Source organism: Trabulsiella guamensis ATCC 49490 (genome assembly GCF_000734965.1).
In the GTDB taxonomy this organism is placed as follows: Bacteria; Pseudomonadota; Gammaproteobacteria; order Enterobacterales; family Enterobacteriaceae; genus Trabulsiella; species Trabulsiella guamensis.
The window spans coordinates 20,187-41,783 of sequence record NZ_JMTB01000092.1; the positions used below are offsets into that span (position 1 = coordinate 20,187).

At 51.1% G+C, this 21,597-nt stretch carries 24 protein-coding genes and 2 pseudogenes; 12 read left to right on the plus strand and 14 right to left on the minus strand.

Annotated elements, in window-relative coordinates; translation table 11 throughout:
* Positions 1-11: 11 nt before the first annotated feature.
* From rpsC to GTGU_RS14940, 10 genes are all read right to left on the minus strand, one after another.
* Positions 12-713, minus strand: coding sequence for a 30S ribosomal protein S3 (gene rpsC / locus GTGU_RS25440; RefSeq protein WP_000529945.1), 702 nt, complete (start codon positions 711-713; stop codon positions 12-14).
* 17 nt (positions 714-730) lie between these two features.
* A complete protein-coding gene (gene rplV / locus GTGU_RS14900; RefSeq protein ID WP_002919773.1) occupies positions 731-1,063 on the minus strand; it encodes a 50S ribosomal protein L22 in 333 nt (110 codons plus the stop codon).
* Positions 1,064-1,077: 14 nt separating this feature from the next.
* The gene (gene rpsS / locus GTGU_RS14905) at positions 1,078-1,356 is read right to left on the minus strand and encodes a 30S ribosomal protein S19 (RefSeq protein WP_001138115.1); all 279 of its coding nucleotides are present in this window, start codon (positions 1,354-1,356) and stop codon (positions 1,078-1,080) included.
* A 16-nt stretch (positions 1,357-1,372) separates the two neighbouring features.
* Positions 1,373-2,194: a 50S ribosomal protein L2 gene (gene rplB / locus GTGU_RS14910; RefSeq protein ID WP_000301859.1), complete on the minus strand. Its 822-nt coding sequence runs from the start codon at positions 2,192-2,194 to the stop codon at positions 1,373-1,375.
* A gap of 17 nt (positions 2,195-2,211) precedes the next feature.
* Complete coding sequence (rplW, locus tag GTGU_RS14915; protein WP_038158532.1) at positions 2,212-2,514, minus strand: 50S ribosomal protein L23; 303 nt, start codon at positions 2,512-2,514, stop codon at positions 2,212-2,214.
* Complete coding sequence (gene rplD, locus GTGU_RS14920) at positions 2,511-3,116, minus strand: 50S ribosomal protein L4 (protein WP_000424395.1); 606 nt, start codon at positions 3,114-3,116, stop codon at positions 2,511-2,513. Before rplD ends, rplW begins: the two co-directional genes overlap by 4 nt.
* 10 nt (positions 3,117-3,126) lie before the next feature.
* Positions 3,127-3,756 (minus strand): 50S ribosomal protein L3, encoded by a 630-nt coding sequence (gene rplC / locus GTGU_RS14925; protein WP_038158533.1) that lies wholly within the window; start codon positions 3,754-3,756, stop codon positions 3,127-3,129.
* A 32-nt stretch (positions 3,757-3,788) separates the two neighbouring features.
* Complete coding sequence (rpsJ, locus tag GTGU_RS14930) at positions 3,789-4,100, minus strand: 30S ribosomal protein S10 (protein WP_001181005.1); 312 nt, start codon at positions 4,098-4,100, stop codon at positions 3,789-3,791.
* 238 nt (positions 4,101-4,338) lie between these two features.
* Positions 4,339-4,764 carry a hypothetical protein gene (locus GTGU_RS14935; protein ID WP_156964186.1) on the minus strand — a complete coding sequence of 142 codons (426 nt, stop codon included), beginning with the start codon at positions 4,762-4,764 and terminating at the stop codon, positions 4,339-4,341.
* Positions 4,761-6,143, minus strand: coding sequence for a peptidoglycan-binding protein (locus GTGU_RS14940; protein WP_038158535.1), 1,383 nt, complete (start codon positions 6,141-6,143; stop codon positions 4,761-4,763). Before GTGU_RS14940 ends, GTGU_RS14935 begins: the two co-directional genes overlap by 4 nt.
* A gap of 264 nt (positions 6,144-6,407) precedes the next feature.
* On the opposite strand from GTGU_RS14940, the gene GTGU_RS14945 reads away from it, so the two are divergent.
* Genes GTGU_RS14945 through GTGU_RS14995 form a run of 11 tightly spaced genes read left to right on the plus strand, consistent with a single transcriptional unit; the run spans position 6,408 to position 16,646 of the window.
* Complete coding sequence (locus GTGU_RS14945) at positions 6,408-7,154, plus strand: type II secretion system protein N (RefSeq protein ID WP_038158536.1); 747 nt, start codon at positions 6,408-6,410, stop codon at positions 7,152-7,154.
* 4 nt (positions 7,155-7,158) lie between these two features.
* On the plus strand, positions 7,159-9,132 hold the full coding sequence (gspD, locus tag GTGU_RS14950; RefSeq protein WP_038158537.1) for a type II secretion system secretin GspD: 1,974 nt from the start codon (positions 7,159-7,161) through the stop codon (positions 9,130-9,132).
* Between the two features lie 11 nt (positions 9,133-9,143).
* Positions 9,144-10,634, plus strand: a complete 1,491-nt coding sequence (gene gspE / locus GTGU_RS14955) for a type II secretion system ATPase GspE (protein WP_038158538.1) — start codon at positions 9,144-9,146, stop codon at positions 10,632-10,634.
* Between the two features lie 2 nt (positions 10,635-10,636).
* A complete protein-coding gene (gene gspF, locus GTGU_RS14960) occupies positions 10,637-11,839 on the plus strand; it encodes a type II secretion system inner membrane protein GspF (protein WP_038158539.1) in 1,203 nt (400 codons plus the stop codon).
* Between the two features lie 11 nt (positions 11,840-11,850).
* Positions 11,851-12,288, plus strand: a complete 438-nt coding sequence (gene gspG / locus GTGU_RS14965; protein WP_051857364.1) for a type II secretion system major pseudopilin GspG — start codon at positions 11,851-11,853, stop codon at positions 12,286-12,288.
* 3 nt (positions 12,289-12,291) lie between these two features.
* A complete protein-coding gene (gene gspI / locus GTGU_RS24025) occupies positions 12,292-12,672 on the plus strand; it encodes a type II secretion system minor pseudopilin GspI (RefSeq protein WP_051857365.1) in 381 nt (126 codons plus the stop codon).
* Complete coding sequence (gene gspJ / locus GTGU_RS14975) at positions 12,659-13,321, plus strand: type II secretion system minor pseudopilin GspJ (protein WP_038158541.1); 663 nt, start codon at positions 12,659-12,661, stop codon at positions 13,319-13,321. The genes gspI and gspJ overlap by 14 nt, the downstream gene beginning before the upstream one ends.
* Complete coding sequence (gspK, locus tag GTGU_RS14980) at positions 13,318-14,298, plus strand: type II secretion system minor pseudopilin GspK (protein WP_038158543.1); 981 nt, start codon at positions 13,318-13,320, stop codon at positions 14,296-14,298. The genes gspJ and gspK overlap by 4 nt, the downstream gene beginning before the upstream one ends.
* A gap of 15 nt (positions 14,299-14,313) precedes the next feature.
* Positions 14,314-15,417 carry a type II secretion system protein GspL gene (gene gspL, locus GTGU_RS14985; protein ID WP_038158544.1) on the plus strand — a complete coding sequence of 368 codons (1,104 nt, stop codon included), beginning with the start codon at positions 14,314-14,316 and terminating at the stop codon, positions 15,415-15,417.
* Entirely contained in the window at positions 15,414-15,878 is a 465-nt protein-coding gene (gspM, locus tag GTGU_RS14990) for a type II secretion system protein GspM (RefSeq protein WP_038158545.1), read from the plus strand. Before gspL ends, gspM begins: the two co-directional genes overlap by 4 nt.
* A 3-nt stretch (positions 15,879-15,881) precedes the next feature.
* Entirely contained in the window at positions 15,882-16,646 is a 765-nt protein-coding gene (locus GTGU_RS14995; RefSeq protein ID WP_038158546.1) for a prepilin peptidase, read from the plus strand.
* Positions 16,647-16,680: 34 nt separating this feature from the next.
* Here GTGU_RS14995 and bfr read toward each other — a convergent pair whose 3' ends face one another.
* The 3 genes from bfr to GTGU_RS26910 all read right to left on the minus strand — a co-directional run bounded on the left by bfr (position 16,681) and on the right by GTGU_RS26910 (position 20,138).
* Positions 16,681-17,157: a bacterioferritin gene (gene bfr / locus GTGU_RS15000; protein ID WP_038158547.1), complete on the minus strand. Its 477-nt coding sequence runs from the start codon at positions 17,155-17,157 to the stop codon at positions 16,681-16,683.
* 64 nt (positions 17,158-17,221) lie between these two features.
* Complete coding sequence (bfd, locus tag GTGU_RS15005; RefSeq protein ID WP_038158548.1) at positions 17,222-17,416, minus strand: bacterioferritin-associated ferredoxin; 195 nt, start codon at positions 17,414-17,416, stop codon at positions 17,222-17,224.
* A 103-nt stretch (positions 17,417-17,519) separates the two neighbouring features.
* Complete coding sequence (locus GTGU_RS26910) at positions 17,520-20,138, minus strand: ricin-type beta-trefoil lectin domain protein (protein ID WP_084222803.1); 2,619 nt, start codon at positions 20,136-20,138, stop codon at positions 17,520-17,522.
* Between the two features lie 434 nt (positions 20,139-20,572).
* Between GTGU_RS26910 and GTGU_RS15015 the strand changes: the two are divergent.
* Positions 20,573-20,962 (plus strand): annotated as a pseudogene (locus tag GTGU_RS15015) (transposase); the annotation flags it as partial.
* Between the two features lie 235 nt (positions 20,963-21,197).
* Here the strand turns inward: GTGU_RS15015 and GTGU_RS26130 are convergent.
* Positions 21,198-21,386: pseudogene (locus GTGU_RS26130) on the minus strand (transposase); the annotation flags it as partial.
* Positions 21,387-21,597: the final 211 nt, after the last annotated feature.

Genomic DNA, 21,597 nt, shown 5'->3' on the forward strand with positions numbered 1-21,597 from the left:
AGCGACGCTCCTTATTTACGGCCTTTACGCTGCTGCTTTTTAGGTTGCGCAGCCGGTTTTTCCGGTTGTTCAACAGCAGCCATACCACCCAGGATCTCACCTTTGAAGATCCACACTTTAACGCCGATTACACCGTAAGTGGTGTGCGCTTCAGAGGTGTTGTAGTCAATGTCAGCACGCAGAGTGTGCAGCGGTACGCGACCTTCACGGTACCATTCGGTACGTGCGATTTCCGCGCCGCCCAGACGGCCGCTAACTTCAACTTTGATACCTTTAGCGCCCAGACGCATGGCGTTCTGTACAGCACGCTTCATCGCACGACGGAACATAACACGACGTTCCAGCTGAGAAGTGATGCTGTCAGCAACCAGTTTTGCGTCCAGTTCAGGTTTACGAACTTCGGCGATATTGATCTGTGCAGGAACGCCAGCGATATCCGCTACGACCTTGCGCAGTTTTTCTACGTCTTCACCTTTCTTACCGATAACGATACCCGGACGAGCAGTGTGAATAGTCACACGGATGCTCTTAGCCGGACGCTCGATAACGATACGAGATACGGACGCTTTTGCCAGTTCCTTTGTCAGGTACTGACGTACTTTAAAATCGCTGTCCAGGTTGTCAGCGAATTCTTTGGTGTTCGCGAACCAGGTAGAGTTCCAAGGTTTGACAATACCCAGGCGAATACCATTAGGATGTACTTTCTGACCCATTGCTAGTCTCCAGAGTCTCAGCGATCGGACACAACCACAGTGATGTGGCTGGTGCGCTTCAGGATGCGATCTGCACGACCTTTTGCACGCGGCATAATGCGCTTCATGCTCGGGCCTTCGTCTACGAAAATTTTCGCAACTTTCAGATCGTCAATGTCAGCGCCATCGTTGTGTTCAGCGTTAGCAATGGCAGATTCCAGAACTTTCTTGACCAGTACAGCCGCTTTCTTATTGGTGTAGGTCAGAATATCCAGGGCCTGCGACACTTTCTTACCGCGAATCAGGTCAGCAACAAGGCGAACCTTCTGAGCAGAAGAACGAGCATGGCGATGTTGAGCTAAAGTTTCCATCTCTTCCTCCTACCTTATTTCTTCTTCGCTTTTTTATCAGCAGCATGGCCGCGATAAGTACGAGTCGGTGCGAATTCACCCAGTTTGTGACCGACCATTTCGTCGGAAACAAATACCGGAACGTGCTGACGACCATTATGGACAGCGATGGTCAAACCGATCATGTTTGGAAAGATCGTTGAACGACGGGACCAAGTGCGCAGGGGCTTCTTGTCTCCGCTTTCCACCGCTTTCTCTACCTTCTTCAGCAAGTGCAGGTCAATAAAAGGACCTTTCTTGAGAGAACGTGGCATGGCTTATCCTCTAATATTATTTGCTACGGCGACGTACGATGAATTTATCAGTACGCTTGTTGCTGCGGGTCTTCTTACCTTTGGTCTGAACGCCCCACGGAGTTACCGGGTGCTTACCAAAGTTACGACCTTCACCACCACCATGTGGGTGGTCGACCGGGTTCATCGCAGTACCGCGAACGGTAGGACGAACACCACGCCAACGTGCAGCACCTGCTTTACCCAGAACGCGCAGCATATGCTCAGCATTGCCAACTTCGCCCAGGGTTGCGCGGCAGTCTGCTTCGACTTTACGCATTTCACCAGAACGCAGACGCAGGGTGACATAAGCACCATCACGTGCAACGATCTGAACGTAAGTACCAGCAGAACGCGCCAGCTGACCGCCTTTACCTGGTTTCATTTCTACGTTATGAACGGTAGAACCAACCGGGATATTGCGCATCGGCAGGGTGTTACCCGCTTTGATTGCAGCATCAACGCCAGACTGAATCTGGTCGCCCGCTTTCAGGCCTTTAGGGGCCAGGATGTAACGGCGTTCGCCGTCTTTGTACAGAACCAGCGCGATGTTCGCGGAACGGTTCGGATCGTACTCAAGACGTTCAACAACTGCCGGGATACCATCTTTGTTGCGTTTGAAGTCAACAATACGGTATGCCTGCTTGTGGCCACCACCGATATGACGAGTGGTGATACGGCCATTGTTGTTACGACCACCGGATTTGCTGTTTTTTTCCAGCAGCGGAGCAAAAGGTTTGCCCTTGTGCAGCTCAGGGTTTACCACTTTAACGACGTGGCGACGACCCGGTGATGTCGGTTTACATTTAACAACTGCCATTGTATTACTCCTCCGACTTACTCAGCGCCGCCAACGAAGTCCAGATTCTGGCCTTCTTCCAGGGTGACGTAAGCTTTTTTCCAGTCGCTACGACGACCGATACGCTGTCCGTGACGTTTCACCTTGCCTTTAACAACCAGGGTACGTACGGTATCAACTTTGACTTCAAACAGTTTCTGCACAGCAGCTTTGATTTCTGCTTTAGTCGCGTCTTTAGCAACTTTGAGAACGATGGTGTTTGTTTTTTCCATCGCAGTAGACGCTTTTTCAGAAACGTGCGGTGCGCGCAGCACCTTCAGCAGACGTTCTTCACGAATCATGCCAGCATCTCCTCAACTTGCTTAACAGCATCAGCAGTCATTACGACTTTGTCGAAGGCGATCAGGCTAACCGGGTCGATACCAGTTGCATCGCGTACGTCAACCTTGTGCAGGTTGCGCGCAGCCAGGAACAGGTTCTCGTCCAGCTCACCGGTGATGATCAGCACATCTTCCAGAGCCATGTCTTTCAGTTTCTGTGCCAGCAGCTTAGTTTTCGGCGCTTCAACAGAGAACTTCTCGACAACGATCAGACGATCCTGACGTACCAGCTCGGACAGAATGCTTTTCAGCGCGCCGCGGTACATCTTTTTGTTAACTTTTTGACTGTGGTCCTGCGGACGCGCAGCGAAGGTCACGCCACCAGAACGCCAGATCGGGCTCTTAATAGAACCTGAACGCGCACGGCCGGTGCCTTTCTGACGCCACGGCTTTTTACCGGAACCAGTTACTTCAGCACGGGTCTTCTGAGCACGAGTACCCTGACGAGCACCAGCTGCATAAGCAACAACAACCTGGTGTACCAGCGCTTCGTTGAAATCACGACCGAAGGTAGTTTCGGAAACAGTCAGCGCGCTCTGCGCGTCTTTCAATACTAATTCCATTGCTATCTCCTCACGCCTTCACAGCTGGTTTAACGATCAGGTCGCTACCGGTTGCACCCGGGACAGCACCTTTAACCAGCAGCAGGTTGCGCTCAGTGTCAACACGTACTACGTCCAGGCTCTGAACGGTGACACGTTCGTTACCCAGCTGACCTGCCATTTTCTTGCCTTTGAATACTTTGCCCGGAGTCTGGTTCTGACCGATAGAACCCGGAACGCGGTGAGACAAGGAGTTACCGTGAGTCGCGTCCTGGGTACGGAAGTTCCAGCGCTTAACGGTACCAGCGAAACCTTTACCTTTAGAGGTGCCAGTTACGTCAACTTTTTTAACTTCAGCAAACAGCTCAACGCTAATGTTTTGACCTACGGTGAACTCTTCGCCTTCAGCAAGACGGAATTCCCACAGACCACGGCCAGCTTCAACGCCAGCTTTAGCGAAGTGACCAGCTTCCGGCTTGGTTACACGGTTAGCTTTTTTAGCACCGGTGGTAACCTGGATTGCACGGTAGCCATCGTTAGCCAGATCTTTAACCTGAGTAACGCGGTTTGCTTCAACTTCGATTACGGTTACTGGGATAGAGACACCATCTTCAGTGAAGATGCGGGTCATACCCACTTTTTTACCGACTAAACCAATCATTGTTTCAACCTCTCAATCGCTCGATGACCTGATTAACCCAGGCTGATCTGCACGTCTACACCGGCAGCCAGATCCAGACGCATCAGAGCATCAACGGTTTTCTCAGTTGGCTCAACGATGTCAACCAGACGCTTGTGAGTGCGGATTTCGTACTGGTCGCGCGCGTCTTTGTTGACGTGCGGGGAGATCAGAACGGTGAAGCGCTCTTTGCGGGTCGGCAGCGGGATCGGACCACGGACTTGCGCACCAGTGCGCTTAGCAGTCTCGACGATTTCCGCGGTTGATTGATCGATCAGACGGTGATCGAACGCTTTCAGGCGGATACGGATTCTTTGGTTCTGCATGAGACCAGAGCTCCAATTATTTTATAAACGAAAATGATTACTCCTCACACCCATTACGATTGATGGGAGAGTGTAACCGTTCTTACGTAGCCCCCCAATTGGGGGCATTGTCAGGCAACGATCATTTGTTGCCCAGGTTCATATCGAACCAGCCGCCAGATTAGCGGCCTGCGTATTATACGGATTGCATTTTCAGATGCAAGTGGTGACGTTCAAAACGTGGGCGTATTCTGCCCTACTACGGAATATTTCCCAGAGCCTCACGAACCCGTTGACGTAAATCGTCATCCACTGGCACCGCATTGCCGTCGTCGCTCTCCTCATCCGTATACTCCGTTGCTGGAATCTCTTGTTCTGCTTCCGGAATGTTGTCATCAGCTTCATTGACGATTTCCGGCGCAGGTAATGGATTTTTGCGGAACACGTACTTTTGTGATGAGAGTGCGGCATCCGGGACCACCGGTTGTTCTACAACCTCGGTCTTTACGGGCTTAACATAGTGGAACCAGATGCTACGAGCATAGTTTCCCCCTATATAGAAGGAAACAAACCATATTACCCAGAGACAAAATACCGCTACGCGCCTTCCCCACTTTACGGGCGGTGCCAGCTGCATGGCAAATTCCTGCGGAACTTTATTCAGATTCAGGTAGAAATTCATCACGATGTTGTCCCTTCCGGTTGCTCGCCCACCTGCAGTCGCGGGCTTTCGCCCAGAGCCTGGAATAGCCGTATTAGCGTCGTTTTTCCTGCAATGCCGTCTGTCGGTAGATTTTGCTGTTTCTGAAATAGCTTCACCTTTTCCGTCAGCATCGGCTTCCAGCTTGTTGCCTGGATGGTTGGAACATTCAGTACCTTGCTTAGCGAGCCGTCAAGCCACATAATCTGTTCCGTGGTACTCTTCGCCGTTATCTTCTGTTCTCCCCCGGGAGCAGTTTTGACAATTAAGGTGTATTGCCCCTTCCAGACATGCTCAAACCACTTGCGGTTGACCACCCACAATTGCTGATTGACCAGCAGATCGAGCGAATTATCACCGACCCGCATCACCACCGCATACATTTTATTACGCGAATCAACCTGCAGTGATGCCATCCAGGGCAGAGCCTGACGCGTTAAATCGGATAGTGTTCCCGTTGAACTCTGACAACGTAGATTGGCTGCTTCGATACGATCGCACCATGCCATTTCTGGCGCAACGTCATAGCCCCATGTTGAAATTAGCCCCTGCATGCCGCTACGCTCACCCGATGGCCGGTCAGTGATTTTAGGCTGTGGAGCTTGAACAACCTCAACCTTTTTTTCCTGCCACGGCATGGGTAAGTGCGCGGATAAATTAGAAGGCATCATCCATCCCAGCACGCCAGCCAGAACCGCATATCCCATTCCCAATAGCAGAAAGCGTCCGCGTGTAGGTGCCAGTCGATGTAGCGCTTTACCTATCACCGCATCATTGGATTCCTCAATATTGTTCAGTGTTCGACGCAGCACATTCAACCGCCTGAGAGGATTGACCGCCCTGGAAATTACAGGGCGCAGCGCTAGCTGTACTTCCTGCGCTTCGTCTCCTGCCGGAACGACGCCCGCAGGAACGTCCACCCACACAGGGCACAAACGTCGCATCTCTTTACGTTCTGCGGTGAACGGTTGCCCCACCAGCAGCAAGCTAAGGGAGCGCTCACCAGCTTCTGCCAACTGATAAAAAGTGCTGACGAACGTGGTAGCGCAACGAAGTAGATGCGCATTATCGATAAGAATCAACCAGGGTGCGTTACCGGACACTGTTTTCGCCAGGAACCACGCCCAGAAATCAGGAATCGCAGTCTGTTCACCCGAATCAAAACACGGGCTTCCGGCACAATTAACCACCAGCAGTTGCTGACCGTAGTGAACAACGACATGCAACACATGGCCTTCAAACCCCTCAGCAACGTATTTTGCTATTTGCGACTTACCACACCCTTGCTTCCCCGTCAGGACGGCGGCCGTTGCTGGTGCCAGTTGCTGGGCCAGATAATTTTCTATAACGTTAAAAATAGGCATAATGCATTGCCAGATATGTTACGGTAATAATTAACATAATGAATTAAAATCCTTTTCATGTTAAATATCGGAAGCAAAAGTCTTTTTGTTTACTCCCTAAAATTTGTATGAAAAATACGATACCAATTACCTTGATCAATCACAAGACTGATAATATCGTGATATTCTATTATTACTGACCCTATTAAGATGAACTACAATATTGTGTTAGATAAACTAAATACATTAATAACTGAATATCGTATAAGAGCATCATATGGACTAATGACCATCGTCAGTATTATATTGATGGGGTATGCTATTTTGATGCTGGTGTCGTTTTTGCATCAGGATCATGCTGCCACAAGCACTACCTATACCAACGAGATAGCCTTACCTTTAGCGAATATCCCAGCAGCCCTGCCTCTGGCAAGCGATGCGCCAGCGCCTGTCATTGCGCCGGTCTCATCAAACGTTGATTTAACGGTGACAGGTATCACGTACAGCAAAGACAGCAAGCGTTCACGCGCGATTATCAGGAGTACTAAAGGACAAAAAAACTATGCAGTTAATGCTGCAATTGAAGAATACCCTGAGCTGCGGGTTGCACAAATCCACCCCACTCAGGTAATTCTGAACAACGGAGGTTCATTGCAAACGCTGGTGCTGGAATTACCTACCTCCAAAAATGGAGCGACAATCGGCGCCATTCCAAAATTAGTAATTGCAGAAATAGATACATTAGGTAAATATATAAAACCATCAATCATTCAAGATGAAAATAATAATATAACTGGTATTCGTCTACATAATAATGTGGCTCCTACGACATTCCGCAAGTCCGGATTAATACCAGCAGATGTCGCTATAAAGATGAACAATCACTTATTGCAGGATAAGCAAAGTGTTGATGCTGCCCTGACCGAAATGGATCAATTACGTACAGCAGAATTTACCGTCCTTCGTAATGGACAACAACAACTGGTGAAGGTCTCTATCCAGGACTTCATCTCCAACATGGATGTTAAATAGCAAAATGTATTCTCCTAAAAAACTGGTCTATAGCCTGGCTTTTGCGGCACTGTTGACACCGTCGGTTGCTTTTACCGAACGCTACTCAGCGAACTTCAAGGACGCGGATATCCGCGAGTTTATTGATACGGTCAGCCAGAATATCGGCAAAACGATTCTCATTGACCCCTCCGTTCAGGGTACGATCTCCGTACGTAGCTACGACGATTTTGATGATGCAGGCTACTATCAGTTTTTCCTAAGCGTATTGGATATATACGGTTATTCCGTTACAACAATGGATAACGGGTTCCTGAAGGTGGTGCGCTCCCAAACAATAAAGAACGCACCGGGAATGCCTGGCGACAACTCTCGCCCAGGCAAAGGTGACGAAATAGTCACTCGCGTGGTCACGCTTCAGCATGTCCCGGCAAGAGATCTCGCCCCCCTGCTACGGCAGATGACCGAAGGCAGCACGGTAGGCAACGTTGTGCATTATGAAGCAGCAAACGCCCTGATGCTGACCGGCAAAGCGTCCCTGGTAAATCGCCTGCTCGAAGTGGTACGTCGAGTCGACGTTATGGGAGAACAACAGCGTCAAATTGTTCCGTTACAGTATGCGTCAGCGACCGATCTTGCTGAGGTATTAAGCGGCCTCATTCAGGAAGAGACCCGGGATAAACCCACGCAGTGGCTGATTCCCAAAGTCGTGGCCGATAAACGTACCAACTCGCTGATTCTGAGCGGGCCACAACATGTTCGTCAGCGCATGGTCAACCTGATTACCAGCCTCGATAAAAAGCAGCAAAATCAAGGGAATACTCGCGTATTCTATCTGAAATACGCTAAAGCCGATAAGCTGGTCGAAGTGTTGAATGGCGTATCGGAAAAAATGGATGAGGGCCAGACAGGCAAAAGTTCCGGTAAGAATTCAGGCAGCAGTAATCCCGAGCAGTCCATTACCGCAGATGAACAGACCAACTCTCTGGTGATCACCGCAAGCCAGAGCGTCATGTCGCAACTGGAGCAGGTCATCGCCCGGCTCGATATTCGCCGCGCGCAGGTGCTTGTTGAGGCCATTATTGTAGAAGTACAAGATGGCAAAGGAATGAACCTTGGCGTCCAGTGGATCAATAAAAATGTCGGAATGCAGCAGTTCACTGGCACCAATCTGCCCGTGTTTAACGCGGCTGTTGGTTCAAAGCAATACAAGACGTCTGGCGACCTCTCTTCTGACAACCCGGTTTACAACGCGTTGAGCAATTTCAACGGCCTTGCCGCCGGCTTCTTTGACGGGAACTGGGGCATGTTGCTCACCGCCCTCTCATCAGACAGCAAAAACGACATTCTCTCTACGCCAAGTATCGTCACCCTCGACAATAAAGAGGCATCTTTCAATGTCGGGCAAGACGTTCCTGTTCTCTCAGGATCGCAGACGACGTCCGGCGATAATGTCTTTAACACAGTAGAACGTAAAACAGTCGGTACCAAGCTGAAGGTTACCCCGCAAATCAACGAAGGTGATGCGGTATTGATGGAGATAGAACAGGAAGTTTCCAGCGTGGATAACTCCAGCGGAAGCTCATCGACCCTCGGCCCAACCTTTAATACTCGCACCATTCAGAACGCCCTACTGGTGAAAAGCGGTGAAACGGTCGTGCTGGGCGGCTTAATCGATGACTCAACCAAAGAACAGGTTTCCAAAGTTCCCCTGCTTGGCGATATCCCTCTGGTAGGCCAGCTTTTCCGCTATACCTCCACGGACAAATCCAAGCGTAACCTGATGGTATTCATTCGCCCGACCATTATTCGTGATGACGATGTCTACCGTTCGCTGTCGTCTGAGAAGTACTCCAGCTTCCGGGCAACGCAGAAACAGCGTCTGGACAAAAAAAACCCAGGGCTTATCAGCGTTGATGAAGAGCCACAACTGGAAGAGCTTAATTTCCATAAGGCGGAGAAACCCGCGATCTCGCCACGCAACCCGTTTAAAGGCTAAGGAAAGCCAGTATGGATAATGCAAGCCCTACACCGACGCCGCGCATTGGCTGGGCGCAGGCACAAAAGATGGGCATCTGGGTTCATGAAGATGCCGTTATCAACCGCGATGACACGCCGCTGGAGTCGGTGCTGGAAGCGCTTCGTGTCTATCCGACCGCAACGCGCCTTGTCACCCTGACCACTGCTGCATTTGAGGAATACCTGGAACAGGCTTTCCATCAAGCCGGAGAAGAGTCGCAGCAAATCGCGCAGGATATGGATCTCGACATCGATCTCATTACCCTGACTGAGGAGATCCCGGAAAACGCCGATCTGCTGTCAGATGACGAAAGTGCCCCCGTCATCCGCCTGATTAACGCAATTCTGAGCGAAGCGGTCAAAGAGGGAGCTTCCGATATACATATCGAAACCTTCGAAAAGACGCTCAGTATCCGTTTTCGTACCGACGGTGTTTTGCGCCAGGTGCTTCAACCCGGTCGCAAGCTCGCCCCCTTACTGATTTCGCGTATCAAAGTGATGGCGAAGCTGGATATTGCTGAAAAACGACTGCCGCAGGATGGACGTATTACGCTACGTCTTGGACGCCGTAATATCGATGTGCGCGTTTCCACACTTCCTTCCCGACACGGAGAGAGAGCGGTGCTGCGCTTGCTGGATAAAAACAACCTGACGCTCTCGGTCGACAAACTTGGACTCTCAGAGCAGGATGCCGAACGGCTTGAGCAGGTTATTCATCAGCCACACGGCATCATTCTGGTTACCGGGCCAACGGGTTCCGGCAAAAGTACCACGCTATATGCCATGCTCTCCGCGCTCAACACCCCTGGGCGTAACATCCTGACCGTGGAAGATCCGGTAGAGTACGAGCTGGATGGCATTGGGCAAACACAGGTCAATCCTCGCGTGGATATGTCGTTCGCCAGAGGTCTGCGTGCGATTCTTCGTCAGGATCCGGATGTCGTCATGGTGGGCGAAATTCGCGATAACGAAACGGCACAAATCGCCGTTCAGGCCTCGCTGACGGGGCACCTGGTGTTATCCACTCTGCACACCAACAGCGCGGCAGGTGCCATTACGCGTTTGCGCGATATGGCGGTTGAGCCATTTTTGCTCTCTTCATCGCTGATTGGCGTGCTCGCTCAGCGCCTGGTCCGCCGTCTGTGTCCTCACTGCCGGAAGCTGGCGCCGCTGGCAGAACACCAGGCCAGCTTTTTCCATGATGTCAGTCCGCTTCCCAGTGCCGTATGGACAGCGCAGGGATGTGCATCATGCCATCACTCCGGCTATCAGGGGCGGCTGGCAATCCACGAGCTGATGCTGATCGATAGACCGCTTCGGGTGGCTATTCACGACAACGCCAGCGAGCAGGATATCGAAAATGCCTTTCGCCAGAGCAGCAAAACGCTGCTGCAAAACGGCCTTCTCCGCGTCCTTAACGGCGACACATCGCTTGAGGAAGTAATTCGTGTGACAGCACAGCATAACGTAAAGGAAGCTTAGCGATGAATTTTAGCTGGCAGGCCCTGGATAGCAGGGGCAAACGTAAGCACGGCGTAATCGAAGCTGAAAGCGCCAGGCAAGCGCGCGAGTTGCTGCGCGAACGCGGGCTATTTCTCCAACATATTAACGAAAAGCAAGCGGCTCGTGGGCTGGCATTCTCCCGGCGGCCATCCGTCAGCAAAGCGGACCTGGCCATGCTGACCCGGCAGCTCGCCACCCTTACCGCTGCGGCGCTGCCGCTGGAAGAGGTATTAGCGGTGATCGCCCGCCAGAGCCAGCATGCCGGGCTTCGGCATATTCTGGAACAGATCCGTGAAAAAATCCTCGCAGGCTATTCGCTGGCCGATGCACTGCAATCCTGGCCACGGCTGTTCGATCCGGTTTATCGCACCCTCGTCAAAGCTGGCGAAAAGTCGGGGCAACTCGGAAGCGTGCTGGAGCAGTTGGCCGACTACAACGAAATTCGCCAGCAGATCCGGGCTAAGCTGACTCAGGCACTGATCTACCCGATCATGCTCAGTACGGTTGCCATCAGTGTGGTGATTATTCTACTAACGACTGTGGTACCGAAGGTCACAGAGCAGTTTATCCACATGAAGCAACAGCTTCCCGCGACCACCCGAATTCTGCTCGCGATAAGCGATGGCCTGCAGGTATGGGGGCCGTGGCTTCTGCTGGCGGGGATTACCGTCGCCACCGCATTCAGATTCTGGCTGAAGCGCGCGAACAACCGCCACCATTTCCATCGTCAAATGTTGCAACGGCGCCCATCACGCGAGCTGCTAAGGGCCATCAACGGCGCACGATACCTGCGAACGCTCAGCATTCTGCAATGCAGCGGCGTGCCGCTTCTTGACGCCATGCACATTGCCCTGGAAGGGATCAGCAATCTTGAAGTACGACAGCGTTTGTCACAGGCTGCCGAACGTGTGACTCAAGGCAGCAGTTTTCATACGGCGCTGGAGAGCTGCGATCTTCTGCCGCCCGTCATGCTGTACATGATCGCTACAGGTGAAAAAAGCGGGCAACTCAGCGAACTCATGGCGCGGGCCGCTGACAACCAGGACAACCTGCTGCAAAACAGAATGTCGCTCACGCTGGCTCTTTTTGAACCAGCACTCATCATCACCATGGCTGGAGTCGTGCTGTTTATCGTTGTCGCCGTTCTGCAGCCCATACTCCAACTCAACTCACTGGTCAGTTAAGGAAAAACATGATGCATACCACACGGAATCACCAGCGCGGTTTCACCCTGCTCGAGCTTATGGTCGTTATCGTCATACTTGGCGTCCTCGCAAGTCTGGTCGTGCCTAACCTCATGGGCAACAAAGCACGAGCAGACAAGCAAAAAGCGGTCAGCGACATTGTGGCGCTGGAAGGGGCTCTGGATATGTACAAGCTGGATAACCATCGTTATCCCACCACGGAACAGGGTTTATCAGCGCTGGTTACCATCCCCACCAGCAGCCCAATCCCGGCAAACTATAACCCCGAAGGCTATATCAAACGCCTACCAACCGATCCCTGGGGAAATGAATATATTCTGGTCAGTCCCGGCGAGCATGGGATCTACGATCTGATCGCCAGCGGCGAAGACGGTGAAGCAGGAACCGCAGATGACATCAATAACTGGGAGCTGGATAAGAAAAAATAGCTCATGAAACAGACGGAAGGATTCACCTTGCTGGAAGTGCTTCTGGCGCTGGCCATTTTTGCTGTTGTCTCGCTGACGCTGGCGAACAGTCTCGGCATTACGGTTAATGGCACGGCCCGTGTGCAACAGCAGCAACTGGCACTCTGGGTGGCGGATAACCAACTGATCGACCAGCAGCTTTCTCAGGCTACGGGCGATCAGGCTACGAGCAATAGTGAAGGCGATATCTCTATGGGGGGGTATCGCTGGCACTGGCAGCTGACGAGTCACAACGCCGATCAACTGACATCACAACAGCTGCGGGTCAGTCTTGACGGTGACCGGGCCAGTGAGCTGTGGCGCACCCTTCTATCCAGTGTGAATGCGCCTAATGCTGAAAAGTAATAAACAGCGTGGTTTTACGTTGCTGGAGGTGCTTGTGGCGACCACGATCTTCTCACTTTTGAGCCTCGCCAGTTGGGCCGTCCTCTCCGGCGTATTGCGCGCGCATGAGCGTACCCGCAATGCGGATTGGCACACCCGGCAAATCAGCAACGTCATGACACAGCTCTCGGATGACATTAACGGGTTTGTTCCCCGGCAATCGCGTGCCACAGGAGCTGTACTTTCCGTCGCTGACCGCTCGTTGACGCTGAGCGTGCGCCTGACGCATAGCTCAACGAATGATTGCTGCGCTCCTGCCCTGCAGCGGGTGCGTTGGTTTCTCGACGGTGACACGCTGTATCGCGCAGTGGCGGAGTATCCTGATAACCCGGCCGAGCAAACCATTACGCCGATGATTAGCGGCGTTAGCGCCCTGACGCTACGCTATTATGATCAGGGGTGGCAGCAGCCAGCCGGGCGTAATGGCACTCTCTTTACTCGTGAATCCGCGCTTCCTGGCGGGCTGGAAGTCTCTTTCACGCTAGCGGATAACCAGACGCTGACCCGCCGCTTTTTGCTTACCGGCAAATGGCCGGACGATAGTGGCACCGCCACGCCGAAGTCCGATGACACACAGCAGAAAGCCCCGCAGGAAGGAACAGAGCCATGAAACAACAGGGAATGGCGCTACTGATAACCCTACTCATCCTCGGACTGATGGCCGGTCTTGCTGCCGACATGACCACCCGTTTTCAGACTTCGCTTCGTCGCATCGGGCAGGAGGAAAACATCCTGCAACAGCAGTGGGATTTCCGCGTAGCGGAGACACAGGCGCTGAGCATCCTGCAACAGGATCTCACAGATAACCCCCAGGGAAGCACCCGCGATCAGTACTGGGCGCAAAGCCGCACGCTGCATCTGAAGCATGACGCAACGGTCAGTTGGCAGTTGCGTAGCGCACAAAACTGTTTCAATCTGAATGCGTTGGCCCATCCACCGCTGGAAGCGCTGGAAGAACCCCCCTATGCCAGTGCCGTTTTTCAGGCGTTACTGGAACAGAACGGCGTCAGTACGCTAAATGCCAAAATCCTCATTGCAAGCATCGCTGACTATATCGATAGCGATGACAACCTGCGCCGCGATGGCGGCGAAGACAGTAACTACAGTGACAAACCGCTACGCTATGTTGCCAATCAGCCGTTTTTTGACATCAGCGAACTACGGGCAATTAAAGGCATGACGCCCGGTTTGTACCAGAAACTCTCTCCCTGGCTGTGTGCGCAGGGGAGCAGTAAGCTGGAAATTAACGTCAACGCGCTCACTCAGGATAACGCTCCGCTCCTCGCAGCCCTGTTACTTAACGAACAGGATGTTGATAGCGTGCGCCGTTTTCTGTCAACAGCACCTAAGTCTGGCTGGAAGTCAGTTCAGGAATTAACCGCTGCTGCAATACAAGCATGGCCAACGCACAAAGAGGCGCTGACCATGTTAGATAAAGCACTCGTTACCAGCAGTAATTTCTTTACTCTGACAAGCCGCCAGCAGCGCAATGGCCGGATGGTAGTCCAACGTAGTGAAATTTATTACCAACGGAAGGAACGCCAGCTACGCATATACGCACGTTATGCTGTAGCGGGCGATCGTTAATCGAAAGGAAATCGAATGCAGACTCACCCGACTCTGATAGTTCGCCCTGCCTCGGAAGGCACACCATTTACTGAATGGCTAAGTGACGGCCAGGCAGGTCGCTCCGACGCCGCAGACATCCTCTTGTCGCTGTCCGCCTTGCCGGGCGCACAGAATGTCTGTCTTTTGCTGCCCGCTAACTGGCTCACCTGTTGCCAGTTTTCTCTGCCGCCAGGCAGCACTACGCCCCCTCAACAGGCGATAGCCTGGCAGGTTGAAGAGCAGCTCATCGGCAATAGCGAAGCCCTTCACTGGACCATCGCTGGCCGACAGGATGATATTTGTTACGTACTCGGCGTGGACAAAGAAAAGCTAAAGCAACTGCTCGACACCTGGCGACAGGCCGGATTGACGATCACGGCCGTTGTCCCTGACGGTTGTTATCTACCGCTGTCTGAAGATCGCTGGTCCGCGCTGCCGCTGGAAAACGGCTGGTTGGTTCGCCATGCAGAATTTTCATGGAGCTACATGACCCACGCTATTTTCAAGCAGCTCACCCAGCGTTTCAGCCCTGAAGCACCGTTGATTTGCGAAGATATGCAGCCTCTGCTCTCCTACAGTCAACAGTTCACCACACCGCCGATCAACCTGCTTCATAGCGAGTTTGGCGTCGTTAAACCCGCCTACCCGGTGTCTGCTGCCTGGCGCAAGCGTATCACCGGTTTTACCTCCGCAGCCATACTGATGTATCTGGGCGTTCAGGGCGCAATCATCTGGGGTCTGCATCAGGAGCAGAACACCCAGCGCCTGACCCTACAGGAAAACTGGCAGCGTTATTTCCCCGGCGATAAACAGCAGGGAAATTATCGTTTTTTCTTCCGCCAGAAAGTGAAGCGCTTTTCCCCTGACCCACTCACGCGCCTGCGCCAGCTCGAAAAGAGCCTCAAGGCAGTACCTGGAATTGAGCTGGGCCACTTCGCGGCCGATAAAGAAACCGGCACATTGACCCTCACGGTGCGCGCGGCCGATGCCGCAACCATCGCGCAGCTTATCGCGCATAGCGGCAACACGCTGGCTCTTAAGCTGTCATCCCCTGCAACCAACAATATCTATTCTCTTCAGGACGGAGGTCTACAGTGAAAACGTGGTGGAAAAATAAGTCGCTGTCCGAACAACGCATGCTGATGCTGCTGGCCTTCGTTTTAGCCCTGACGGGGATCGTCTATGGCATTATCACTCCGCTGAACAGCCTGATAGCCCGCCAGCAGCAGGCGCTAAAAAGCGTCAAGGCCGAAAGAATATGGCTGGACGAGCAGACGATGGCAGCGGGTATCATCGCGGCAGTGCCCGATAAAACGCCGCTGAGCAATGTGGTTCAGCAGTCCGCCAAAGCGGCTTCGCTCGCTGTTATGGTTAAAGAGGAAGGAACCGCTCAGGTCATCGTTACCGGCGAAAATATCCCGCTTGCCAGCGTGATAAAGTGGCTGGAAAGCCTGCGGGATCAAAAAGGAGTTTATCCGCTGAAGCTTGCTTTTAGTGTCAGTGAAAAAGATAGCTCACTGATTACGTTGCAAACGCTGCATCTGGCGAAGGCGGGGTAGCGGATGGTTAACGTACTGTGGCCTGCTTGCATGGCGATAATGGGCCTGCTGCTGGGTAGCCTGATGAACGTGGTTGTATATCGTTTGCCAAAAATGATAGAGAAACCAGAGATCCAGCTATCACTCTGGTGGCCCGGATCCCATTGCCCGCAATGCCAGCACCCGTTGCGCTGGCTGGACAACATTCCGTTATTGAGCTGGCTATGTCTGCACGGCCGTTGCCGCTACTGCCAACAGCCAATTAACTGGCATTACCCGGCGACAGAAATTCTGCTGATGGCTGGATTCTTCGCAATTTCGCTTATGTTCCCGCCAGTACCCATTGCTGTCGGCATGGCGGTTTTTTTCTGGTTTGGCTGCGCCATGAGCCTGATAGATCTGCGCACCTTTTTGCTGCCAGACGCCCTGACGTTGCCATTATTATGGCTGGGGTTACTGTTTCACAGCCTGTTCTCACCGTGGATGTTGAGCGATGCCGTTTATGGCGCCGTCATCGGATATCTAGCGTTATGGGGGCTGAATAAAATTTGCCGCCTGTTGCTCAAGCGTGATGGGCTAGGATACGGCGATTTTAAACTACTGGCAGCCTGTGGAGCCTGGACCGGCTGGCAATGCTTGTCGCTATTACTGGTAATGGCCTCCATCCTGGGTATTCTGTTGGCCCTGCTGTTTTTTAGGGGAAATGCGCTGAAGGGCAAAAGCATCCCTTTCGGCCCGCCGCTGGCGCTAGCCGGGTTCCTTGTGCTGATTTGGCTTAATCGCTTTTAACAAAAAGAGCAGAGATAATCTCTGCCCTTTTACGCTATTCCTCGTCACGAATCTGAGCCTGGAGATAGTTCTGGATCCCTAATTTCTGGATCAGATCGAGTTCCGTCTCCAGCCAATCGATATGCCCTTCCTCATCTGCCAGGATGGTTATCATCATATCCCGACTCACGTAGTCATGAACGCTGTCGGCATAGGCAATGGCTTCACGAAGATTTTTTGCCCCTTCAAGCTCAAGCCGCAGATCGGACTGCAGCATCTCTTCCACATTTTCGCCGATGCCAAGTTTACCGAGATCCTGAAGATTCGGAATACCTTCAAGAAACAAAATACGCTCGATGTACTTATCCGCATGTTTCATCTCATCGATTGACTCATGATATTCAATATCGTTGAGACGTTTCAGCCCCCAGTTTTTGAACATCCGGGCGTGCAAAAAGTACTGGTTGATTGCGACAAGCTCATTCCCCAACAATTTGTTGAGGTAATTTATAGTCTTTATATCACCTTTCATTATTGCTTCCTCCGCTTCCACTATTTAAAAGCGTAGAAGGGGTACGGAGTATGTAAAGCAAACGTCAGGCGATTTCTTTAAATTCCGGGAGCTGGAGCAGTTCATCTTCCATCAGCTCACGGGCGGCATGAATACATTTTCCACACTGATTGCCGATGGGTATGAACTTCCGCAATTGCTGGAAGGATTGGGGATGATACTGACGTACCGCCTGGCGGACTTTCTTGTCATTAATACCGTTGCAAAGACAGACGTACATAGCCACTCCTGATTACTTTCCATACAGGATAAATGAGAATGGTTATATTTTCAATATTGGAATTATCTCCCTCTCGCTGTTTCCAGCAAGAGGGAGATTAGGGTTAGTTGCTCACTTTGATCTCATCAAACTTCTGATCGGGATCGTTATCATCGCAGGTTCTTAATTCCAGGTAACTAACGGGACTAATCACCGCCAGACAACGGTTTCCAGCCATTTTGCTGACAAACTTTCCATCTTGATACGTCCAGGACATCCCTTGCTCTGTATACTGCGCACTGCAGTTTCCAAAAATAGCTGGAGAGCCGTTCGCATTGGAGGTAGAAGGAACGTACACACAGTTGTTACGATTTGTGCCATAGCGCAATATCATGCTTTGGTATCCATTTGGCTCCATCGTTATTTTGTAAGCATCTCCAGTTTGGCATTTACGTATACCGGTCAGTATTTTGAGCGTAGGGTCCTGACCCAGGCAATAACCCGGAGTGGCCCTGGACTGGAAGAGGCCAGAGTTCGGAGACAATGGATATCCAGAATCAGGGATCTCCGTATAGCTGAACTGCTGTGCCTTATCGTCATCATTACAGGATTTCAATGCCATAAAGTCATCGTCAATCATCGCGATGCAACGCTTCTCTCCTTCCATCTGACTGACAAATTTTTGCCCCTCATAGTACCAGGATTTAGAGGCGACAGCTGAACCTGTTGCACAATCCTGACGGTAGATCATCGCACCTTCAACATTTTTACCACCGTTAACCCCAAGGCAGAAAGATTTCACTTTGATCTGGTTAAAATTCCCGACAGACAATGTTTGTCCCTGCGTTCTTACGCAATCAAAAGTTTTCATACCGCCGGTTGTATATGAGGCATCAATGCACAGGCCGTTTTTAAGCGATTTATAGCTCCCCGTTTTTAATTCCAGAACGGCGCCATCGTCATCTGAATCGTCATCAGTATGAGTAAATGGAGCAAATATTTCGCTAAATGCATACTTCGGAGCCTGTTGTTCCGTCAAACCGCTATGTGTAGCTTCAACAACACCAGCCGGACCAGGCTTGTCGCGCGCCATTGACCAAATACCAATCATGCCCAGATCGCGTTTCTTAGCATCTTCCATCACCAGATTCGCATCCGATAAATAAAATACTTCGCCCTGAACGTCGTTGTAGCCAATCATTGGCGTAGTACCCATCATCGCATTGATCTGGGCGTCAGTTTTATCGGTATAGATCTGCTTCAGCTGCTGACTCATATTTTCAATCGCGGAGACTGCGCACTGACCGTGAATATTCTGCCCCTCAGTACCAGCAGACTGGCAAACGGTATTGCCATAGTCCATGGTCATAACGTTAATACCTGCCAGCTCTACGCCTTTCGCTTTCGCATCATTTAGCACGTTCAGACCTTCGAAGGTCAGGCCGGTTGGCAGGATTGGCAGGGTATACCAGATACCAACATTGCGGCCTTCCGCTTTCCACTTATCCTGAACCGCTTTCACCGCAAGATTACGCCGTTCGATAGATTTCTGATCGGAAACCCAGGTACCTTCAATATCAAAATCAAGAACGTTAAGATTCAGATTATCGACAATATCGTAGTACTGCTGCGTCAGATCGTTCACATCGGTACAAGCTGCCGCCAGCGGTGCGTTGTTCGCGCCACCAATGGAAACCATAACGTCGCCGCCCGCTTCGCGCAGTGCCTTCACTTTACTGTACTGGGCATAACCCTTCATATCGTATGCCGTCCCCCAGGTTGGCAGACAGGTACTGGCGTTCTTGCTGACAATAAAGGCCAGAGTATAGTGATTAATACTCTCGTTTTTCGCCAAATCAGCCAGATCGGGGATATCCGTATCGTTCAGAGAGAAATCAACATAAGGCGCATAAACGTGGGCTGGCCACGGGTTCTTTGGCGTTCCTACGAGGTCTTTTACACCCGTCCAGTCGGTATATATTTTCCACGGGTTAGTTTCAAGCGGCGTAACTTTCTGCACCTGAGATTGAGAAATATAGTTCACACCGCTAAAACGGATCAGCGTTCCACTCGCATACAGCGTATTTGCATCGTAAGTCGGTGCGGCATTCAGTTGATCCTGGGTATAATTAACGACAGCGCCCATCGGCAGCCATGGACGGCCATTAGATGACGTTGGGTTTTGGTTCGCAGGCAGGGAAGGATCTTCCCCCTGGGTAAAGAATAGCGCCTGATACTGCTGGCCATCTTTCTGAACGATATCGCCCCCGGCATAGGCCGTAGCAGAAGACCATACCGGTACTTCTTTATATTGAACCCACGGATTGCCCTCGCCCGGAACGAAACTATTGGCGGCAACGGCAGCCGATGTGATGTAGTTGGCACCATTGTAGCTGACAATATCATTTGCGGCATAAGTCGCCGTCCCCTGGAATGCAGCAGCGGTACTGTCGCCATCTCCATCGCTGATTTCACATGAGGTAGGGTTACCATATTGCTCTATCTCTGCTGAGGTTGCTGCACGCTGATAGCGCCACGGATTATTCGCTTCATCAGAAGCGGCTTCCCCAGGGCAATTATCCTTACCAACCCACCAGATATTGGAGTAAACGCCACTATCGAAAATGACTTCGTAGGTAGTACTACCTTCCTGACCATTCCACGCTTCCAGTGCAAATGCCGGGAGCGTAGCACATAAAAGGCCAGCGCTCGCGAGCACCTTTGTTAACTGATTAACTTTCATTACATCTCCATTTTATTAGTAGTTAATCCTGATAAGTAAAATAACTTGTATACAAAAAATACTTAAAAGATGTACTAACAGCAATGAAATGAATATAAGAAAAAGATTTTTAAGAATACATAAAGATAGTTTTCATGAATTTATCAAAACCCTAAACCTCACACCAATAATGATCTGAATGAATGTTTTTTTATTTATCACTCCACTCCTATAATATTCATTTCCTGTATAATAGAAAATATTCCATAATATATCGCTCTCGATATATTGAGTTCTTCCGAGACTGTAATTTAAATTGTGTACCTGCCTGTTTTTGATATGTCCATTTCAACAACGGAGACAGGCAAATTATAAACGTAAAGAAACTCAAAGCGCTGGCGGCTGAACTGGCTAAGGGCCTTAAAACCGAAGCTGATCTTAACTAGTTTTCCCGCACCAGCGGACTGAAGGAAGTTTACCAGGCTTCGACAGAAGAGGCGGCGCTGATGGCGCTGGATACGTTCGCGGGTGAGTGGGATGACAAATATCCACAAATCAGTAAAAACTGGCGTGCGCACTGGGAAAATATGAACACATTTTTCAGCTACCCGCCATATATCCGCAAGGCCATCTATACCGCGAGCACCATAGAATCGCTAAACAGCGTGATCCGTGCGGCGATAAAGAAACGCAAAGTGTTCCCAACTGACGATTCAGTGCGCAAGGTTATTTATTTGGCGATCAAGGACGCGTCAAAAAAAAGGAGTATGCCGGTCCAGAACTGGCGGCTGGCAATGAGACGTTTTATTATCGAGTTCGGTGACCGCCTGAGCGATCACCTTTAATAAGCAGGCAGTTACGCAGAATTACTGACAGGCTCGTTCTTCCTTGTTTTACTACCAGCATGTCAGCTTCAGGCATTTAAATATAACATTCATATATTTTATATTATTAGCTGGAATATATATTAACGTTTTTACTTAAGCCAGCGCGATGCCCATCTCCTGCGTCAGGTGACACACCGCTGTTGTGAAGAATCCCGCGTCCACGCCCGCTGCCACTGGTTCCAGCCCGAACCGTTCTGTCTGACGTTTCAGCCGCCCGATAGCCGAGCAGCATCATTTTAATCAGCCGCACCAGGCCAATGGCGGATCTGCCATTATTGGGGCAGTCGAGATGCACGACGGCCTCGCGGATGAATTCGAAATCAATGGCGGCGTCGATTTTGCGGACCAGATGGTCTTCGGGGATGAGTTCGCCGAGGGTGATGGTTTCAAACTGGTACTGCTGTGGATAGGGGGGCTCTGAGCCTGGCGGTCAGTCCATTAATTATACTGACCCTATTAGATCAAAGTCCCGGCCTTACGGCCAGGACTTTGTCATCAGTCTGAAAACCCTGATGTTTCCATCAGGGTTTTTAATGCTAATGTACTGCAAGCAAAGCAGGGATTAGCTCAGAACTTTAGCAACAACGCCCGCA

Bases quoted from the DNA above. Each gene is read 5' to 3' on its own strand.
- rpsC (WP_000529945.1), bottom strand. From the start codon at position 713: ATGGGTCAGAAAGTACATCCTAATGGTATTCGCCTGGGTATTGTCAAA.
- rplV (WP_002919773.1), bottom strand. From the start codon at position 1,063: ATGGAAACTTTAGCTCAACATCGCCATGCTCGTTCTTCTGCTCAGAAG.
- rpsS (WP_001138115.1), bottom strand. From the start codon at position 1,356: ATGCCACGTTCTCTCAAGAAAGGTCCTTTTATTGACCTGCACTTGCTG.
- rplB (WP_000301859.1), bottom strand. From the start codon at position 2,194: ATGGCAGTTGTTAAATGTAAACCGACATCACCGGGTCGTCGCCACGTC.
- rplW (WP_038158532.1), bottom strand. From the start codon at position 2,514: ATGATTCGTGAAGAACGTCTGCTGAAGGTGCTGCGCGCACCGCACGTT.
- rplD (WP_000424395.1), bottom strand. From the start codon at position 3,116: ATGGAATTAGTATTGAAAGACGCGCAGAGCGCGCTGACTGTTTCCGAA.
- rplC (WP_038158533.1), bottom strand. From the start codon at position 3,756: ATGATTGGTTTAGTCGGTAAAAAAGTGGGTATGACCCGCATCTTCACT.
- rpsJ (WP_001181005.1), bottom strand. From the start codon at position 4,100: ATGCAGAACCAAAGAATCCGTATCCGCCTGAAAGCGTTCGATCACCGT.
- GTGU_RS14940 (WP_038158535.1), bottom strand. From the start codon at position 6,143: ATGCCTATTTTTAACGTTATAGAAAATTATCTGGCCCAGCAACTGGCA.
- GTGU_RS14945 (WP_038158536.1), top strand. From the start codon at position 6,408: ATGACCATCGTCAGTATTATATTGATGGGGTATGCTATTTTGATGCTG.
- gspD (WP_038158537.1), top strand. From the start codon at position 7,159: ATGTATTCTCCTAAAAAACTGGTCTATAGCCTGGCTTTTGCGGCACTG.
- gspE (WP_038158538.1), top strand. From the start codon at position 9,144: ATGGATAATGCAAGCCCTACACCGACGCCGCGCATTGGCTGGGCGCAG.
- gspF (WP_038158539.1), top strand. From the start codon at position 10,637: ATGAATTTTAGCTGGCAGGCCCTGGATAGCAGGGGCAAACGTAAGCAC.
- gspG (WP_051857364.1), top strand. From the start codon at position 11,851: ATGCATACCACACGGAATCACCAGCGCGGTTTCACCCTGCTCGAGCTT.
- gspI (WP_051857365.1), top strand. From the start codon at position 12,292: ATGAAACAGACGGAAGGATTCACCTTGCTGGAAGTGCTTCTGGCGCTG.
- gspJ (WP_038158541.1), top strand. From the start codon at position 12,659: ATGCTGAAAAGTAATAAACAGCGTGGTTTTACGTTGCTGGAGGTGCTT.
- gspK (WP_038158543.1), top strand. From the start codon at position 13,318: ATGAAACAACAGGGAATGGCGCTACTGATAACCCTACTCATCCTCGGA.
- gspL (WP_038158544.1), top strand. From the start codon at position 14,314: ATGCAGACTCACCCGACTCTGATAGTTCGCCCTGCCTCGGAAGGCACA.
- GTGU_RS14995 (WP_038158546.1), top strand. From the start codon at position 15,882: ATGGTTAACGTACTGTGGCCTGCTTGCATGGCGATAATGGGCCTGCTG.
- bfr (WP_038158547.1), bottom strand. From the start codon at position 17,157: ATGAAAGGTGATATAAAGACTATAAATTACCTCAACAAATTGTTGGGG.
- bfd (WP_038158548.1), bottom strand. From the start codon at position 17,416: ATGTACGTCTGTCTTTGCAACGGTATTAATGACAAGAAAGTCCGCCAG.
- GTGU_RS26910 (WP_084222803.1), bottom strand. From the start codon at position 20,138: ATGAAAGTTAATCAGTTAACAAAGGTGCTCGCGAGCGCTGGCCTTTTA.